This window comes from Streptomyces sp. NPDC060028 (genome assembly GCF_042736725.1).
Classification (GTDB): Bacteria; Actinomycetota; Actinomycetes; order Streptomycetales; family Streptomycetaceae; genus Streptomyces.
In genome coordinates, this window is sequence record NZ_JBHWVJ010000030.1 from 33,422 (window position 1) to 51,530 (window position 18,109).

The 18,109-nt window shown below is 72.3% G+C and carries 14 protein-coding genes; 11 read left to right on the top strand and 3 right to left on the bottom strand.

The window, feature by feature from the left end; translation table 11 throughout:
* Window positions 1-55: 55 nt before the first annotated feature.
* The 8 genes from ACFWBF_RS17205 to aroC all read left to right on the top strand — a co-directional run bounded on the left by ACFWBF_RS17205 (window position 56) and on the right by aroC (window position 11,728).
* Window positions 56-3,250, top strand: a complete 3,195-nt coding sequence (locus ACFWBF_RS17205; RefSeq protein WP_385601844.1) for an amino acid adenylation domain-containing protein — start codon at window positions 56-58, stop codon at window positions 3,248-3,250.
* Window positions 3,247-3,966 (top strand): alpha/beta fold hydrolase, encoded by a 720-nt coding sequence (locus tag ACFWBF_RS17210; RefSeq protein WP_385601847.1) that lies wholly within the window; start codon window positions 3,247-3,249, stop codon window positions 3,964-3,966. Before ACFWBF_RS17205 ends, ACFWBF_RS17210 begins: the two co-directional genes overlap by 4 nt.
* A gap of 24 nt (window positions 3,967-3,990) precedes the next feature.
* The gene (locus ACFWBF_RS17215) at window positions 3,991-6,018 is read left to right on the top strand and encodes an anthranilate synthase family protein (protein ID WP_385601850.1); all 2,028 of its coding nucleotides are present in this window, start codon (window positions 3,991-3,993) and stop codon (window positions 6,016-6,018) included.
* Window positions 6,019-6,059: 41 nt separating this feature from the next.
* Window positions 6,060-7,238 (top strand): 3-deoxy-7-phosphoheptulonate synthase, encoded by a 1,179-nt coding sequence (locus ACFWBF_RS17220; RefSeq protein ID WP_385601980.1) that lies wholly within the window; start codon window positions 6,060-6,062, stop codon window positions 7,236-7,238.
* Between the two features lie 47 nt (window positions 7,239-7,285).
* Window positions 7,286-7,918 (top strand): isochorismatase family protein, encoded by a 633-nt coding sequence (locus ACFWBF_RS17225; protein WP_385601853.1) that lies wholly within the window; start codon window positions 7,286-7,288, stop codon window positions 7,916-7,918.
* Window positions 7,915-9,234: a peptide ligase PGM1-related protein gene (locus ACFWBF_RS17230; protein WP_385601857.1), complete on the top strand. Its 1,320-nt coding sequence runs from the start codon at window positions 7,915-7,917 to the stop codon at window positions 9,232-9,234. Before ACFWBF_RS17225 ends, ACFWBF_RS17230 begins: the two co-directional genes overlap by 4 nt.
* Window positions 9,235-9,302: 68 nt before the next feature.
* The gene (locus ACFWBF_RS17235; RefSeq protein WP_385601860.1) at window positions 9,303-10,547 is read left to right on the top strand and encodes an MFS transporter; all 1,245 of its coding nucleotides are present in this window, start codon (window positions 9,303-9,305) and stop codon (window positions 10,545-10,547) included.
* Window positions 10,544-11,728 (top strand): chorismate synthase, encoded by a 1,185-nt coding sequence (gene aroC, locus ACFWBF_RS17240; protein ID WP_385601863.1) that lies wholly within the window; start codon window positions 10,544-10,546, stop codon window positions 11,726-11,728. The genes ACFWBF_RS17235 and aroC overlap by 4 nt, the downstream gene beginning before the upstream one ends.
* Before the next feature lie 78 nt (window positions 11,729-11,806).
* Here the strand turns inward: aroC and ACFWBF_RS17245 are convergent, their stop codons facing one another.
* Together ACFWBF_RS17245 and ACFWBF_RS17250 are read right to left on the bottom strand one after the other, a co-directional pair.
* Entirely contained in the window at window positions 11,807-12,295 is a 489-nt protein-coding gene (locus ACFWBF_RS17245; protein ID WP_385601866.1) for a glutathione peroxidase, read from the bottom strand.
* Window positions 12,296-12,329: 34 nt separating this feature from the next.
* Entirely contained in the window at window positions 12,330-13,145 is an 816-nt protein-coding gene (locus ACFWBF_RS17250; protein WP_385601869.1) for a hypothetical protein, read from the bottom strand.
* A gap of 256 nt (window positions 13,146-13,401) precedes the next feature.
* On the opposite strand from ACFWBF_RS17250, the gene gcl reads away from it, so the two are divergent.
* Window positions 13,402-15,189 carry a glyoxylate carboligase gene (gene gcl / locus ACFWBF_RS17255; RefSeq protein ID WP_385601872.1) on the top strand — a complete coding sequence of 596 codons (1,788 nt, stop codon included), beginning with the start codon at window positions 13,402-13,404 and terminating at the stop codon, window positions 15,187-15,189.
* A gap of 81 nt (window positions 15,190-15,270) precedes the next feature.
* On the opposite strand, the gene ACFWBF_RS17260 is transcribed toward gcl, so the two are convergent.
* Complete coding sequence (locus ACFWBF_RS17260) at window positions 15,271-15,864, bottom strand: TetR/AcrR family transcriptional regulator (protein WP_385601875.1); 594 nt, start codon at window positions 15,862-15,864, stop codon at window positions 15,271-15,273.
* Window positions 15,865-16,038: 174 nt separating this feature from the next.
* On the opposite strand from ACFWBF_RS17260, the gene ACFWBF_RS17265 reads away from it, so the two are divergent.
* Both ACFWBF_RS17265 and ACFWBF_RS17270 read left to right on the top strand, forming a co-directional pair.
* Window positions 16,039-17,157 (top strand): agmatine/peptidylarginine deiminase, encoded by a 1,119-nt coding sequence (locus ACFWBF_RS17265; RefSeq protein WP_385601878.1) that lies wholly within the window; start codon window positions 16,039-16,041, stop codon window positions 17,155-17,157.
* Window positions 17,154-18,092: a nitrilase-related carbon-nitrogen hydrolase gene (locus tag ACFWBF_RS17270; protein ID WP_385601881.1), complete on the top strand. Its 939-nt coding sequence runs from the start codon at window positions 17,154-17,156 to the stop codon at window positions 18,090-18,092. The genes ACFWBF_RS17265 and ACFWBF_RS17270 overlap by 4 nt, the downstream gene beginning before the upstream one ends.
* The last annotated feature ends 17 nt before the right edge of the window (window positions 18,093-18,109 follow it).

Below are 18,109 nucleotides of genomic sequence, written 5' to 3' on the forward strand. Positions count from 1 at the left end.
TTGTGAGGTGTCCCGCCGGTGCCGCCCGCCGCCCGCATACCCGTGAGGTCTTCCTGTGCAGAACTCCCAGATTTTCCCGGTGACCGAGGCCCAGCTCGGGCTGCTCGTCATCGACCGGTCGGTTGCCGCCCGCAACCTCTACAACATCGTCCTCGAGTTCCGGCTCGACCCCCGCACGACATCCCGGGACCTGAGCGCCGCGCTCGCCGCGGTGACCGCCGTACAGCCCGCACTGCGACTGGGGCTGCACGAAGCGCCGTCGCCGCACGCAGCGCTCATCGCGCCGCTCCCGGCCGAACGCCTCCCGCTGGACACCGAGCAGGTGTCCGCGGCCGCCTTCCCCGCCCGGCGCACCGCGCTGCTGGCGCAGCTGTCCGCACACGTCTTCTCCCTGGACGATCCACCGCTCTTCCACGCGGCCCATCTGCGCAGCGAAGACGAGTCCACGGCAACGCTGCTGTTCGCCGTCCACCACACGGTCTTCGACGGGTTCTCCGCCGGGCCGTTCGCCGGTGACCTGGCCGCCGCGCTCGACGGCACCCTCGACGTGGAGGCGCTGCGCGCCGGCCGCGAGGGGGCGCTGCGCGCCGAACTCCGGGCACAGCTCACCGCCGCGGCCGACGAGGAGACCGAGGAGGAGGCCGCCGCGCTGGCCGCCCGGCTGGCCACCGTCCGGGCGACCGAGCTCTACCCCCGGCCGGGCCGACCGACCGAAACGGACTTCGCGGGCGCACGCATCGAACTTCAACTGACCTCAGAGGAGTCCGCGGCCGTGGACGCGGCCTGCCGGAAGCTCGGCGTCACCCCGTTCACCTTCTACACGGCCGCGTACGCGGCGGTCCTGGCCCGGCACTCCGGCGGCGACTGCGCGACGCTCGGCGCCACCTTGATGTCCCGGCGCACCCTCGGCTCCTTCGGCCTGTGCGGGTTCTTCGTCAACACCCTGCCGATGGCCGTTCCCGTCGACTGGACCTCTCCCTTCGAGGAGTTCGTCGCCAAGGTGGTGGACGAGGAGGTCGAGGACACCAAGTTCCGCTCCCACATCCCCTTCAACCGGATCGCCGCGCACTGCGCCCCGGACCGCTCCAGCAATCGCAACCCGGTCTTCTCGGCGCTGCTCGCCATGCAGGACAGCACCGTGGTCGAGCCGGGCGGCCCGGTACTGTCGGTGCGTCAGCACGGCAACGGCACCGCCAAGTTCGACCTGCTGCTGTTCGCCACCCCCACCGCCGGGGGATGGCTCCTGGAGCTCGAGCACGACCTGACGCTGCTGCCGCCCATCGTGGCGCGGGGCATCGCCGACTCCCTGCGCGAAGCGGTCGCCAACGCCGCCCGCAACCCGGGCGGCACCCTCGCCGAACTGTTCCGCGACGCCGGGCCCGTCCTGACCGCGGAGCCGGCCGACGCCGCCGAGGGCGCCCCCGAGGGCGCCGCCGAGTGCCCGGCCGAGTACGCCACCGTGTACGAGTGGGTCATGGCCACCGCGGCCGCGCGCCCCGAGCTGACGGCGATCACCGCGGACGGGGCCACCACCACGTACGGCGAACTCGCGCGGACCGTACGGGCCGTCGCGCGCGGCCTGGCCGAGCGCGGCGTGGGCCACGGGAGCGTCGTCGGCGTGGCCACCCGGGGGCTGACCGAGACGGTGGCGAGCGTGCTGGCGATCCTCGAGCGCAGGGCCGCGTACCTGCCCCTGGACCCCCAACTGCCAGCAGAGCGACTCGACATGATGACGGCCCAGGCGGACTGTCGGCTCGTGGTGGGTGAAGGGACCTTCGGGGCGGCGGACGTGCTCACTCCCGAGCAGCTGGCGGACCTGGGCTGGGACGCCGCCCCGGCCCCGGTCGGCGCGCGGGGTCCCGGCGACCCGGTCTACGCCATGTTCACCTCGGGCTCCACCGGGCGGCCCAAGGGCGTGCTCATGGGAAACGGAGCCCTGGTCAACCTGACCCGCTGGCAGCTCGACGTGCTCGCCATGGACGAGACCACGCGGTTCATGCAGTACGCGCCGATCGGATTCGACGTCTCCTTCCAGGAGATCTTCCCGACCCTCGTGGCCGGAGGCACGCTGATCTCCCGCGACCCCGTGGACCGGCGCGACCTGCCCTCCCTGGTGCGGAGGGTGGCCGAGACCGGGGTGACCCACCTCTACCTTCCGGTGGCCGCGCTGCGCCCCTTCGCCCTGGCCGCGGACGAGCTGTCTGAAGAGCTCCCGACGCTGCGTCACATCTGCGTCGCAGGTGAGCAGTTGCAGGTGGACCGTGGCGTCCAGGACTTCTTCGCGCGGCGGCCCGGCATCGGACTGTTCAACATGTACGGCCCCACCGAGACCCATGTCGTCACGGCGCAGGAACTGACCGCCGACACCCAGCCCTGGCCCGCGCACGTGCCGATCGGCCGCCCCATCCCCGGCGTCGGCGCCCAGGTCGTGGACGTCACCGGGCACCTCGCCCCGGCCGGCGTGCCCGGCGAGCTGCTGCTGGGCGGCGACTGCCCCGCCCAGGGCTACGTCAACGACTCCGAACGGACCGCGGAACGCTTCGTCCCCGACCCCTACGGCACCGGCCCGGACGCCCGCCGCTACCGCACCGGCGACGTGGTGTTCCGCGACGAGCACGGGGTGCTGGTCTACGCCGGACGGGACGACCACCAGGTCAAGATCCGCGGCCACCGGGTCGAACTCGGCGAGCTGGAGAACGCGGCCCTGGCCGTACCCGGCGTCCGCGCGGCGGTGGCAGCGGCCCACAAGGAAGGCGCACAACGGGAGTTGGCGCTCTTCCTCGTACCGGACAAGGACCACCCCACCGGCCCCGCCACGGTGCGCGCCGCGCTCACCGCGACGCTGCCCGCGTACATGATCCCGGCCCACGTGCTGACCGTGGCCTCCATCCCCACCAGCCACAACGGCAAGCTGGACCGGGCGGCGCTGCTGCGCGCACTGCCCGAACTCCTCCCCGCCGCAGGGCCGGTGGACGCGACCCCGGACGCGGCCCCGGACCCCGCCACGACGCCGGGCCTCGACCCCTCGCTCGTCACGGGCCTGCGCGAGATCTGGAGCACGCTGCTCGACCGCCACGTGACCGTGCACGGCTCGCTCTTCGACCAGGGCGCGCACTCCCTGAACGTTCTGACCGCCCTCACCCGCGTCGAGAACCGGTACGGCGTACGGATCCCGGTCCTCGACTTCTTCAAGGCACCCACGATCAGCGCCCTGGCCGAAGCGGTGGCCGCGCGGAGGAACCAGACATGACCACTCACCAACCACTGCTCATCCCGCTCGGCGAGAGCGAGGGCGGCGACCAGACCGTCCTGCTGCCCGCCGCCGGCGGCGGCATCGGCCCGTACTTCCAGCTCGCCGGCGAACTCCTCGCCCGGGGACCGGTCCACGCCATCCGCGCGCCCGGGCTGCTGCCCGGCGAGCGGCCCGACCGCGACGTACCCACCATGGTCGAGCGCTACCTCGCCGAACTGCGCCGTCTGCCCCGGCCGCCCCGCCACCTCGTGGGCTGGTCCCTCGGAGGCGTACTGGCCTGGGAACTGGCCGCCCGGCTCGCCCAGGACGGCGACGCCCCCGCCCCGGCCGTGATCATGGTGGACAGCTACGCCGAGCTCCCCGCCCGGCCCCCCACCGACCGCCACGCGCTCTTGGACCGCATCGGCCGGTCCATGGGAATGCGCCTCGACGGCGAGGAAGGCGAGCGGCTGCGCGAAGTCGCCGCCGCACACCTGGAAGCCGCCCACGCGCACCGGGCCCGCGCCGGTCACACCGGACCCGCGCTGCTCATCTCCTGCACCGCCGACCGGCACTCCGACCAGCTCGGGCAATGGGCGCGGCGCGCACCGCACCTGCGCGTCCGGGAGCTGGAGTGCGCCCACTTCGAGGTGCTCGACCCCACCCGCGCACCCCTGCTCCACCACCACATCGACGGCTTCCTGACGGATCTCGCGCAGGACTCCGAGGGCTGACACGGTTCGACAAGGAAGAGCGACATGGTTACCACGAACACCAGCCCCCTCGACGGCGGCATCACCGTCCCCCTCGACGGCTCCCCCTTCGCCCTGCTGCACCGTCCGCACGCGACCGGCCCCGACCGGCTCGAACTCCTCCTCGGGGACGTCACGACGGTCGAGCGCCTGGCCGCCCTGCCGCTGGCCGACGACCCGGCCGACGCCTGGGACACCGGGGGCGCCGCCGCGGCCGCCACCGGTGCCCACGAACTGCTGGCACTGCTCCCGTACCGGCAGATCGCCGAGCGCGGCTACACCTGCACCGACGACGGCGCCCCGCTGACCGTCCTCCAGGTCCGCGAGCAGCACTCGCTGACCACCAGCCGGTTCCTGTCCACCCTGCCCGACACGCCCCTCGCCCTGCGCGACGAGGAATTCGACATCCCCGACCCGGAGTACGCGCAGATCGTGCGCAAGGTGATCGCCGAGGAGATCGGCCAGGGCGCCGGCGCGAACTTCGTCATCAAGCGCTCCTTCACCGCCACCATCGACGGCTACACCCCGGCCGCCGCCCTCACCTTCTTCAGCCGGCTGCTCGCCCGGGAGTCCGGCGCGTACTGGACCTTCCTGGTCCACACGGGCGAGCGGACCTTCGTCGGGGCCTCGCCCGAGCGGCACGTCAGCCTGGAGTCGGGGACGGTCACCATGAACCCGATCAGCGGCACCTACCGCTATCCCGCGACGGGACCCACCGTCCAGGGCGCCCTCGGGCTCCTCGCCGACCGCAAGGAACGCGAAGAGCTCCAGATGGTGGTCGACGAGGAGCTGAAGATGATGTCCCGGATCTGCGATCCGGGACTGCGGGTGGAAGGCCCCTTCCTCAAGGAGATGGCCCGGCTCGCCCACACCGAGTACTTCATCAAGGGTGAAAGCCGGCTCGACGTCCGCGACATCCTGCGCGAGACGATGTTCGCGCCCACCGTCACCGGCAGCCCGGTGGAGAGCGCCTGCGAGGTGCTGCACCGCTACGAACCCCGCGGCCGCTCCTACTACAGCGGGGCCCTCGCGCTCATCGGCCGGGACCGCGCCGGCCACCGGGCGATGGACTCCGCGATCCTCATCCGCACCGCCGAGATCGACACGGCCGGCCGACTGGAGATCGGGGTCGGCGCCACGCTCGTGCGCCACTCCGACCCGCAGAGCGAGGTCGCCGAAACCCACGCGAAGGCCGCCGGGCTCCTCTCGGTCCTCCGGGACCACCCGGCCGCCGCCGACCACCCGACCGCCGCCGACCGCGTACCCCGCGACCGGGACCCCGGCGCGGACACCCCCGCGCCGCTCGGTCAACACCCGGAGGTGCTGAAGGGGCTCGCCTCGTACAACGAACGGCTCGCCCGGTTCTGGCTGGACCCGCTGCCCGCCGGGGCGTACGAGGCACCCGAGCTCGCCGGGCTGCGCGCGGCCGTCGTGGACCACGAGGACACCTTCACCGCGATGCTCGCCCACCAACTGCGCTCCCTGGGCCTGTCGGTGACCGTCCACCCCTGGCGCGAAGCCTCCGAAGAGGCCCTGGACCAGGCGGACCTGGTGGTCCTGGGACCCGGCCCCGGAGACCCCCGGCGCACCGAAGACCCCAAGATCGCCACCGCGCACCGGCTGGCCCGGCGGCTGCTGACGGGGGGCACTCCCTGCGTCGCCGTGTGCCTGGGCCACCAGGTCGTGTCCTCGCTGCTCGGCGTCGAGCTCGTCCGCAAGGAAACCCCCAACCAGGGGCTCCAGCAGGAGATCGACTTCTTCGGGCGCCGCGCCCGTGCCGGCTTCTACAACACCTTCGCCGGCCGCTCGTGCACCGACCGCCTGCACACCCCCGCCGGCCCGTTCGCGGCCCACGCCGTCGAGGTCAGCCGCGACCCGCACACCGGCGAGGTCCACGGCCTGCGCGGACCGGGCTTCGCCACCGCCCAGTTCCACCCCGAGTCCCTGCTGACCGAGGACGGACCGGCGCTGCTCCACCAGCTCGTCACCACGGCCCTCGCCGCCCCGACCACCTCACCCGGGAGCAACCGGTGAACACCCTGACCCGCCGGCGCCCCCGCCACACCGACGCATCCCTGCTGCCCCTCACCGCCGCCGAGCACGACCTGCTCCGCGCCCTGCCCGCCGCCCAGCAGCCGCACTGGCCCGACCAGGACCTCCTGGCCAAGGCCGGCCGCGAGCTGCGCGACAGCCAGCCGCTGGTCACCTCGCGGGAGATCCTGCGCCTGCGTACCCTGCTCGCCGACGTCGCCGCCGGCAAGGCCCTGGTCGTCCAGGCCGGCGACTGCGCGGAGGACCCCGCCGACCGCACCCCGGAGGCGGTCGCACGCAAGGCCGGCCTGACCGAGTGCCTGGCCGGCGTACTCCAGGCCCGCTCCGGGCTGCCGGTGCTGCGCGTCGGCCGCATCGCCGGGCAGTACGCCAAACCGCGCTCCCAGCCGACCGAGCGGCGAGACGGCCTCGAACTCCCCGTCTACCGCGGGCCGATGGTCAACGGTCCGGAGTTCGCCCCCCTGCTGCGCACGCCCGATCCGCTGCGCATGCTCGACTGTCATCAGGCGGCCGGTGACGTGCTCGGCCTGTTGCGCGAACGCCAGGACGGCCAGGGCGGCGCTCCCCTCTGGAGCAGCCACGAGGCCCTCGTACTCGACTACGAGCTGCCCCAGCTCCGCCGCGACGCCTACAACCGGACCTTCCTCACCTCCGCCCACTGGCCGTGGATCGGCGAACGCACCCGCCAACTCGACGGAGCACACGTCGAATTGCTGTCACAGGTGGCCAACCCGGTGGCCTGCAAGGTCGGCCCCGCCATGTCGGCCGCCGACCTGCTCGCGCTGTGCGAACGCCTCGACCCCAACCGCCAGCCCGGACGGCTCACCCTGATTCCCCGACTCGGCGCCGACCTCGTCGCCGAGCGCCTTCCCGCCCTGGTCGCGGCGGTACGGGTCGCGGGGCATCCGGTGATCTGGATGTGCGACCCCATGCACGGCAACACCGTCACCGCCCCGAGCGGCCACAAGACCCGGTCCGTCGCCACCGTCGTCCGGGAAGTCCGTGGCTTCCACTGCGCCGTGCTCCAGGAGGGCGGCGTACCGGGCGGCCTGCACCTGGAAGCCACCGCCGCCCCGGTCGTCGAGTGCTGGGCGGACGAAGCCGAACTCGGCGCCCTGGGCGATGCGTACACCACGCTGTGCGACCCCCGTCTCAACCTCGGACAGTCCATCACGGTCGCCGAGTCCTGGCCCCACCAGTGAAAGGTTCACCAACTCCCGTGACCCTGCCAGCAATTGCCCCCTATTCCATGCCCGTCGAAGCGGAGCTTCCGGCCAACAAGGCCGACTGGAAGGTCGACCCCGCCCGCGCGGTACTGCTCATCCACGACATGCAGCGGTACTTCGTCGACGCCTTCCCGGCCGGCACCGACCCCGTGGCCTCCCTCACCGCCAACGTGCGAAGGCTGCGCGAGCAGTGCGCCGCCCAGGCAATACCCGTGGCCTACACCGCCCAGCCCGGCGGAATGAGCGAGCAGGACCGCGGCCTGCTGCGGGATTTCTGGGGACCGGGCATGTCGGTCAGCCCCGAACAGCGCGAGGTCGTCGACGGCCTCGCACCGCGGCCGGGCGACCAGGTGTACACCAAGTGGCGCTACAGCGCCTTCCACCGCACCGGACTCCTCGAATTCCTGCGCGAGCAGGGCCGTGACCAGCTGGTCATCTGCGGGATTTACGCCCACATCGGATGCCTGGCGACCGCCGTCGAGTCGTACACCAACGACATCCAGACCTTCCTCGTCGCCGACGCCGTGGCCGACTTCACCGCCGAAGACCACCGCATGGCCCTGGACTACGCGGCCGGCCGCTGCGCCGTGGTCCTGCCCACCCAGACCGTCGCCGACCAGATCGAGCGGCTCCAGATCGCAGGGAACATTCGATGAGCACTCTGTTCATAGCCAACAACCGCACCGCCCAGATGGTCGGCGACCTCGAAGAGCTCAGCGCGGAGCACCGCAGGACCGCCGGCGTGACGGCACAGCGCATGATCTGGTACGCCGCCGAGGGCGATGTCCTCGTCGTACCGCACGTGCCCGGCGAGGAGTTCCTGGCCTACGTCACCGCCCTGACCGGCGCCGACCGCGACCGGATCACCGTCCTCGCCCCGCCGGCGGGCGCCCTCGGGATCGACGTGCTCACCCCGGACCGCTGGGAGGACCGCGAGTTCGTCGAGGAGCTGCGAAGCGCCACCGCGAAGTCCGGCGTCGACCGGGTCTTCCCGATCTACTACGACAGCCCGGTCGTACGGCTGGCGCACTCCCTGGAGCTCGGCCGGACCACCCCCGGCTTCCGCTACATCCAGCAGGGCGGCGGGCAACTCCTCAACAGCAAGGCGACGTTCCGGGCACTGGCCGCCGGCATCGGCAACCCCATCCCGGACGGCGTGGTGGCCTTCGGCCGGGCCGAGGCCGAGGAATTCCTGTGGGAACTCCTCGGGCAGGACCGGCACGCCATCGTGAAGAAGGACTTCCACGTCGCCGGCTACGGCAACGCCATCCTCAGCCGCGACGCCTCCGTCACCCCGATCGGCGCCCCCGAAGTCACCGTACTGAGCAGCCGGGAGGACCTCGCCCGCCACCTGGACCAGCGGTGGGCCTGGTACTCGGACGACGACAGCCGGCCGGTGGTCGTCGAGGACTACACCCCGGACAGCGTGCCCGTCTACGCCGAGTTCCGCATCGGCGAGGAGCGGGCCGAGCTCCTCGGACACGGCGAGATGCTGATGGGCCCGATCTTCAACGGCCTGGTCATCCCGGCGAAGTCCGCCGACCACCCGCGCTTCCCGCACTTCCTGGCCGAGGCGCACCGCCTCTGCGAGACGGTGCGTGCCATGGGCTACCGCGGCCCGATCAGCGTGGACGCCATCGTCACGCCCGGCGGCGAGATCCTGATCAACGAGTTCAACGGGCGCGTCGGCGGCTCGACCCACATCAACCACCTGGCCGAGCAGCTCGTGGGCCCGGACTTCCTGCGGGAGCGCATCCTCATCCAGCGCCACCACTGGCAGGTGCCGTCCTTCCGGGAGGCCGTCGACCGGATCCGGGAGCTGGGCCTGGCCTTCGACCCGGGCGGCCGGACCGGAGTCGTCATCACCTCCGACGACAGCACGCACGGCGGCACGGTCGAGTACTGCCTGGTCGCCGAGGACATGAGCGCCGCGGAGAAGACCGAGGAAGTCCTGTCCGGGCTGTTCGCCTGACGAGCGAGCGAGCGGGCATCCGGGCCGACGATCCCCCTGCAACAAAGAAGCGGAAGAGAAGAAAGACAATGAGTTACCGGAAGATCCTCACGGGGAACGTCCTGCTGTGGATGGCCGCCGCCTTCGTGGGCAGGCTGCCCATCGCCGTCGCCCCCCTGGGCCTGGTGTTCCTCGTCCGCGATACGGCGGGCGGCTACTCGCTGGGCGCGACACTGGCCGCCGCCTACGTCCTCGGCGAGGTGCTGGGATCGGTGGTGCTCGGGGCCTGGATGCGCCCCAAGCGGCTGCACGTCCACCTGGCCGTCGGGATGGCGGCCGGCGCCGCCGCGTTCGCCGGGCTCGCCCTGTTCCCGGAGACCTCGGCGGTCGTGACCGCCGCGCTGGCCTTCGTCGCGGGCGCGGCACCCGCCGCGGGACCCGGCGCAATGCGCTCGATGCTGATCGCCCTGGTGGACAAGGCGGACGAGCCCCGGGCGCTGAGCGCCGAGACGGTACTGACCCAGATCACCTGGGGCGGGGCCCCCGCGCTCGTCGTCGTCCTCGCGGTGAACGTCTCGCCGAGCGCGCCGATGGCACTGGGCGCGGTCGGGTTCCTCGCGGCCGCGGTCCTCCTCTTCCTGCTCCCGACGTACCGGCCCCAGCCCGAGGCCGCGCAGCAGGACGGCGGCCGGGACGAGCACGGCAGGCAGGCCAAGGGCGCCGGCCGGGGACGGGTCCTCGCCTCCGCCTGGCCGATCTACCTCACGAGCGCGGGCGCGATGTCCATGCTCGCCACCGCGGAGCTCGCCCTCACCCCGCTCCTGGAGTACCGGCACCTCACCGTCAACTGGGCCGGCGCCCTGCTCGCCCTGTTCTCCCTGACCAGCGCGGCCGGCGCGTTCCTCTACGGCCTGCGGACGTGGCCCGGCACCGTGCGCAGCCAGAGCCTGGTCTTCCTGCTGATCACCTCGGTCTGCGTCGCGCTCTCCGCGGTGTTCACCAGCCTCGCCGGCATCGCCCTCGCCTTCCTCGCGGCCGGCGTGTTCCAGGCGGGCGTGATGGTGACCCGCAGCATGAGCCTGCGCGAGCGCTTGCCGGAGCACGCCCACACGGCCGGCTACTCCATCCAGTACGCCGTCCAGGGCGTCGGCTACACCATCACCGCCTCCGTGGCCGCGACCGTCCTCTCGGGCTCGACCCCCGTGGTGGCCATCCTCGGCGGAGTGGGGATCACCGTGCTGCTCACCCTGGTCAGCGCGGCCGCCGAGCTGCGCCGGCGCCCCGAACGCCACCCGGAGCAGCCCCGGGCCGCACGCGAGGAGGCAGTCAGTTGAGCAGGCTGCGCTGGCTCACCGCGGGGGAGTCCCACGGACCGGCACTCGTGGCGACCCTGGAGGGCCTGCCGGCCGGCGTCCCGATCACCACCGGGACGGTGGCCGATCACCTGGCCCGGCGGCGGCTCGGCCACGGGCGCGGCGCGCGGATGAGGTTCGAGCGCGACGAGGTGACCTTCCTCGGCGGCGTCCGCCACGGCCTGACCATGGGCTCGCCCGTCGCGGTCATGGTGGGCAACACCGAGTGGCCGAAGTGGGAGAAGGTCATGTCGGCCGACCCCGTGGACCCCGCGGAGCTGACGGCGAGCGGCCGGGGCACGCCGCTCACCCGGCCCCGCCCCGGTCACGCCGACCTCGCCGGCATGCAGAAGTACGGCTTCTGCGAGGCCCGCCCGGTCCTGGAACGCGCCAGCGCCCGGGAGACGGCGGCCCGGGTGGCGCTGGGAGCGGTGGCGAGGTCGTACCTCAAGGAGACGGCCGGCATCGACATCGTCTCGCACGTCGTCGAACTGGCCGCCGCCAAGGCCCCGTACGGCGTCTACCCCACTCCCGCGGACGTGGACCGGCTGGACGCGGACCCGGTGCGCTGTCTGGACGCGGACGCCTCGAAGGCGATGGCCGCGGAGATCGACCGGGCCCACCGCGACGGCGACACGCTGGGCGGTGTGGTGGAGGTCCTGGCGTACGGGGCGCCGGTCGGGCTGGGCTCGCACGTCCACTGGGACCGCCGCCTGGACGCCCGCCTGGCCGCCGCGCTGATGGGCATCCAAGCCATCAAGGGCGTCGAGGTCGGCGACGGCTTCGACCTCGCGCGGGTGCCGGGCTCCCGGGCCCACGACGAGATCGTGCGGACCCCGGACGGCATCCGCCGCACATCGGGCCGCTCCGGCGGCACCGAAGGGGGCCTGACCACGGGCGAGCTGCTGCGGGTACGGGCCGCGATGAAGCCCATCGCGACCGTGCCGCGCGCGCTGGCCACCGTCGACGTGGCCACGGGCGAGGCCGCGGCCGCCCACCACCAGCGCTCCGACGTCTGCGCCGTGCCCGCCGCGGGCATCGTCGCCGAGGCCATGGTCGCGCTGGTGCTGGCCGACGCCGTCGCGGAGAAGTTCGGCGGCGACAGCGTGCGGGAGACCCGCCGCAACGTGCGGTCGTACCTGGACGCCCTGGTCGTCAGGTAGCCGGCGGACGGCAGGCCCGTTCGCGAGAAAAGCCGCAGCCCGGGCCGGAGACGGCCCGGGCTGCGGTCGTGTCCGGCCTTACGCGGACAGCAGCGCCTCGATCGCCGCGATGACCTCGGGGGACTCGGGCTCGGTGCGCGGGCGGAAGCGCGCCACGACCTCGCCGGCGGGGGAGATCAGGAACTTCTCGAAGTTCCACTGGATGTCCCCGGCCTCGCCCTCGGCGTCGGGGGTCTGCACGAGCTCCCGGTAGAGCGGGTGCCGGTTCTCGCCGTTGACCTCGGTCTTCTCCAGCATCGGGAAGGTCACGCCGAAGCCGGCGGCGCAGAAGGTCTGGATGTCGTCGGCGGTGCCGGGCTCCTGCTCGCCGAACTGGTTGCAGGGCACGCCGATGACGGTGAAGCCCTTCTCCTCGTACGTGAACTGCAGCCGGGCGAGGCCCGAGTACTGCGGGGTGAGCCCGCACTGCGACGCCGTGTTCACCAGCAGGATCGCCTTGCCCTTGTGGGCGGCGAGGCTGGTGGGCTCGTCGGACAGAGTGGTCAGCGGGATGTCGTACAGGCTCATCGAGCTCTCCTCGGCAGAAGGTGATGACCCGAGCCTAGGCCCCTGTGGCGATCAATTCGTCCGCCGGGTCGTTGACCGGCTGCGGCATGCCGGTGAGGTCCATCACGAACAGCGGTATCCCCAGATCGTCCGCGCGCGTGCGCGCGTCCTGGGTGTATCCCGCGAGAGCGAAGTAGACGCTGGTCGCGGAGGCTGTCAGTCCGTTCAGCCAGACGCACTCCACCGCCCGCAGCCCGGCCGGCGCCGTGGTCGGGTCCACCTGGGCCACCAGCCCCGGAGCCCGCAGGTCCACCGCCGCCGACGGGATCGGCCGGCCGTCGGGCTGGCGTACGTCCTGGAAGCCGAGCCAGCGCAGGTACAGCGCGGCCGTGGCCACCGCGTCCCGGGCCGTACGGATGGTCACCGGCCGGAAGGCGGGCCGCGGCAGGGCCCCCGAAGGCGTCGAAGGCGTCGGCGGTGGCGTCGGCCGTGACGGCCGCTGCGGCGCCGGAGTGCGCGCCCGGGCCGGCTCCGATCCCGCCGCCGGCGGCGCCTCCGGGCGCCGGGGCGGCTGCTCCCGTACCCTCCCGGCCGGTCCCGGAGCCTCCAGCGGATGCACCGGCACCCGCACGACCGTCCCGCAGGACCCGCACCCCACCTCCGGGTGCGGCCACTCGCTCTCCCGCCCGCAGGCCGTGCACCGTACCGCCACCCAGCTCTCCGACCAGGTGCGATGGGTCAGCGGCTCGGGCAGCCCCGCCAGGTCGAGCGGCGGGATGACCGGGCTCCCGCAGGCGCACGGGAAGACCGGGGCGGTGTAGCTGTTCTCGCGCAGGCACGCCGGGCAGCGCACCGGTACCGCATCCGCCATGAGCCCTGGATCCCCTCCGTCGCCGTGCGTAGGTCCATGCTCCACCACCAGCTACCTCCGGGGCGGGGTCATCCTCGAATTTCCGCCGAGGGCCGGACATTCGTAGGGCTCACCGAACAAGACGCGGCTTTTGGTGGGTTCCTGGCTGCCCCAGCGCCTTGACGTGTGCAGACTCGCCGCTTAGCTTGTTCCGTATAGCAGAACAAAACTTCCGGATTACGGAAAAGCCTGACCGCCAGACCCGCAGGAGAACTCGATGCCTCGTATGACAGCCGCCGCCGCTGCAGTGGAGATCCTCAAGCGCGAGGGCGTTTCGCAAGCGTTCGGCGTGCCCGGCGCTGCGATCAACCCGTTCTACCGCGAGCTCAAGAACGTCGGTGGCATCAACCACACGCTGGCCCGCCACGTCGAGGGCGCCTCGCACATGGCGGAGGGCTACACCCGCACGACCCCGGGCAACATCGGCGTCTGCATCGGCACTTCCGGCCCCGCCGGCACCGACATGATCACCGGCCTGTACTCGGCCATCGCGGACTCGATCCCGATCCTGTGCATCACCGGTCAGGCCCCGGTCGCGAAGCTCCACAAGGAGGACTTCCAGGCCGTCGACATCGCGTCGATCGCCAAGCCGGTCACCAAGGCCGCCACCACGGTCCTGGAGGCCGCGCAGGTCCCCGGCGTCTTCCAGCAGGCCTTCTACCTGATGCGCTCCGGCCGCCCCGGCCCGGTCCTCATCGACCTGCCGATCGACGTCCAGCTGACCGAGATCGAGTTCGACCCGGACCTGTACGAGCCGCTGGCCGTGCACAAGCCCGCCGCGACCCGCAAGCAGGCCGAGAAGGCCATCCAGTACCTGCTGGAGTCCGAGCGCCCGCTGATCGTCGCCGGTGGCGGCATCATCAACGCCGACGCCTCCGACCTGCTGGTCGAGTTCGCCGAGCTGACCGGCGTCCCGGTCATCTCCACCCTCATGGGCTGGGGCGTCATCCCGGACGACCATGAGCTCGCCGCCGGCATGGTCGGTGTGCAGACCTCGCACCGCTACGGCAACGCGACCTTCCTGGAGTCGGACTTCGTCCTGGGCATCGGAAACCGGTGGGCCAACCGCCACACCGGTTACAACCTGGACGCCTACCTCGGCGACCGCAAGTTCGTCCACGTCGACATCGAGCCGACCCAGATCGGCAAGATCTTCGCCCCGGACCTCGGCATCGCCTCCGACGCCAAGGCCGCGCTGGAGATCTTCATCGAGGTGGCCAAGGAGCTCAAGGCCGAGGGCAAGCTGCCCGACTTCAGCACCTGGGTCGCCTCGCACCTGGAGCGCAAGGGCACGCTGCAGCGCCGTACGCACTTCGACAACGTGCCGATCAAGCCGCAGCGCGTCTACGAAGAGATGAACAAGGCCTTCGGTCCCGAGACCCGCTACGTCACCACCATCGGTCTGTCGCAGATCGCCGGTGCGCAGATGCTGCACGTCTACAAGCCGCGCCACTGGATCAACTGCGGCCAGGCCGGCCCGCTCGGCTGGACCATCCCGGCCGCGCTGGGTGTCGCCACCGCCGACCCGCAGACCCCGGTCGTCGCCCTCTCCGGTGACTACGACTTCCAGTTCATGCTGGAGGAGCTGGCCGTCGGTGCGCAGCACAAGATCCCGTACGTCCACGTCCTGGTGAACAACGCCTACCTCGGCCTGATCCGTCAGGCGCAGGGCGGCCTCGGCATCAACTTCGAGGTCAACCTGGAGTTCGAGAACATCAACGCCCCCGAGCTGGGTGTCTACGGCGTCGACCACGTCAAGGTCGTCGAGGGCCTCGGCTGCAAGGCGATCCGGGTCACCGACCCGAACGAGCTGGGCGCCGCCTTCGAGGAGGCCAAGAAGCTCGCCGCGCAGTACAGCGTCCCGGTGGTCGTCGAGGCCATCCTGGAGCGCGTCACCAACATCTCGATGAGCAAGACGGTCGACATGAGCGACGTCACCGAGTTCGAGGAGCTCGCGACCGAGCCGGGTCACGCGCCGACCGCGATCCGTCCGCTGGCTGTCTGACAGCTCACGCGGTAGCAGCGCCGCGCACGACCCCCGTCCCTCCTGGAGGAGGAACGGGGGTCGTCGCGCGTTCGTGCGTCGTTACGGGAACTGCTGCTCGGGGCGGGGGCCGAGTTCCGCGTCCACCGCACCCGCGAGCAGGTCGCGGGCCCGGTCCAGGGCCAGTGAGCCGCTCAGCCAGCGCTCGCTCAGGCCCTCCACCAGCGCGGTCAGCCGCTCCGCGGCGTCCAGCGGGTCCACCCGCAGGTCGGCGAGGCCGGCGGCCTGGGCGTCCGAGACGGCCTCGGCGGTGTCCCGGGTCCAGCTCCGGGTGGACTCGGCGAGGGTCTCGCGCAGTTCGGTGTCGAAGATGGCGCTGGCCCGCAGCTCGCCCCAGGCGATGCTGTTCTCGCGGACCCGGTCGGAGTCCTGGAGCTCGCTCAGCAGCAGCTGGAGCAGGACGGTGCGGGCGTCCTCGGTGCCGGCGACGGCCTCGTCGGTGTAGCCGGTGGCGCGGTCGCTGATGAAGGCGAGGGTGCGCTGGATCAGGCCGGCGCGGTCCTTGAAGTGGTAGTAGAGCAGGGCGGTGGAGACCTCGGCCTCGGCGGCCACCTCCTCGACCCGCAGCCCTCTGACACCGTTGCGCGCGATGACTCGTACCGCTGCTTCCAAGATCAACGTTTGACGATCGGCCACGCCGGCTCGCACCTTTCGGTCGGACACCCCTTGACTGATCTTTCAGTCAGGTCCCACGATAGCTCCCACCCGCCACCTGACTGGATTTTCAGTCGATCGCTTCCTGACTGAAATTTCAGTCAGGATGCCACGATGGAGGGTGTACCGCCCCGACCGCACCGAGGAGCTCCCCCGATGACCACGCTGAGCCCGCAGAGTCCGCCGAACCCCCGTATGCCCGCCGAGTGGGCCGAACACGAAGCCTGTCTGATGGTCTGGCCGACCCGGGCGTCCCTGTGGGGGCCGGCCTACGAGGCAGCCAAGCGCGAGTACGCTGCCGTGGCCCGCGCCATCGCCGACTTCGAGCCCGTGATCATGATCGCCGCGCCCGGCCTGGCCGACGAGGCCCGCGCCGCCCTCGGCGACCCCGCCCCCCGCGCCGCCGGCGACGCCCCCGCCCCCGCCCCCCGCGACACCGGGGCCGACACGGCTCGGGGCCACGGCATCGAGGTCATCGAGCTCCCGGCCGACGACTCCTGGCTGCGCGACTCCGGCCCGATCTTCGCCCACGACGAGCAGGGCAACCGCGTCGGCGTCGACTTCCGCTTCAACGCCTGGGGCGAGAAGCACCACCCCTGGACCGCCGACGACAAGCTGGCCTCGCTCCTCCTCGACCGGCTCGGCGTCGAGCGCGTCCACTCCTCGATGGTCCTCGAAGGCGGGGCCGTCACCGTCGACGGCGAAGGCACGCTGATCACCACCGAGCAGTGCCTGCTGCACCCCAACCGCAACCCGCGCATGAGCCGCACCGAGATCGAGGACGAGCTGGGGCGCCGCCTCGGCATCGAGAAGGTCATCTGGCTGCCGTACGGCGGCCTGGAGGACACCGAGACCGACGGCCACGTGGACGGGGTCGCCGCCTTCGTCGCCCCCGCCAAGGTGGTCGTCTCCCTCCCCGAGGACCCGGCCCACCCCGACTACGCCCGGATGCGCGCCAACCTCGCCGTCCTCAACGCCTCCACCGACGCCCGCGGCCGCGCCCTGGACGTCGTCGCCGTCCCCCAGACCACGTACGGGGAGGTGGCGGGCACCCCCGTCGAGGTCGGCTACCTCAACTTCTACCTGGCCAACGGCGGCTGCGTGGTACCGGTCGGCGGCGCCGACCGGTCCGCCACCGACGAGGCCGCCCTCGCCGTGATCGCCGCCGCGCTGCCCGGCCGCAAGGTGGTCGGCGTACCCACCCCCGTCCTCGCGTACGGCGGCGGCGGAGTCCACTGCATCACCCAGCAGCTCCCGAAGGCGGCCCGCGCGTGACGACGTACGAGCTCCTCACCTCCTACGGCTCCCCGCTCGGCTCCCCGGCCCGCACGGAGCCCGCCGGGCGCGCCCCGCTGCGCGTCGGCCTCGTCCAGATGCGCTGGCACCCCGACGCGGACGAGCACGACGAGCGGCTGCGCGAGGGCGTGGCCCTGGCCGCCGCCGAGGGCGCCAAGGTCGTCTGCCTCCCGGAACTGACCCGCAGCCCCTACTTCTGCAACACCGACGACCCGATGGCCGACGGCGCCGCCCGCTACCTGGAGGACCCGCGGAGCGGGCCCACCGCCCGGCTGGCCGCCGAGCTCGCCGCCGGCCTCGACATCACCGTCCACGCCTCGCTCTACGAGCGGGCCGAGGACGGCGGGCTCGGCTACAACACCGCCATCTGCGTGGACCGGGACGGCAAGCAGATCGCCCGCACCCGCAAGAACCACATCCCCGCCTTCCCCGGCTACCGCGAGGACCTGTGCTTCCGCCCCGGCGACAGCGGTTTCCCGGTGATCTCCCACGAAGGGGCCCGCTTCGGCTTCCCCACCTGCTGGGACGAGTGGTTCCCTGAACTCGCCCGCGCCTACGCCCTGCACGGGGCCGAGATCCTGGTGCACCCCACCGCCATCGGCTCCGAGGTGGACCTGCCGGACTTCGACACCCGGCCCATGTGGGAGCACGCCATCAGCGCCAACGGCCTCGCCAACGCCCTCTTCATGATCGTGCCCAACCGGGTCGGCACCGAGGGCCGTTCCACCTTCTACGGCTCCTCCTTCATCTGCGACCCCTACGGCCGGGTCATGCTGCGCGCGCCCCGGGACCGGCCCGCCGTCCTCGTCGCCGACCTCGACCTCGACCAGCGCCGCGACTGGCTGGAGTTCGGCCTCATGCAGACCCGCCGCCCCGAGCTGTACGGCCGGCTCACCGAACCACTCGCCCCGTAGGGCCCCTCCAGGCCCCG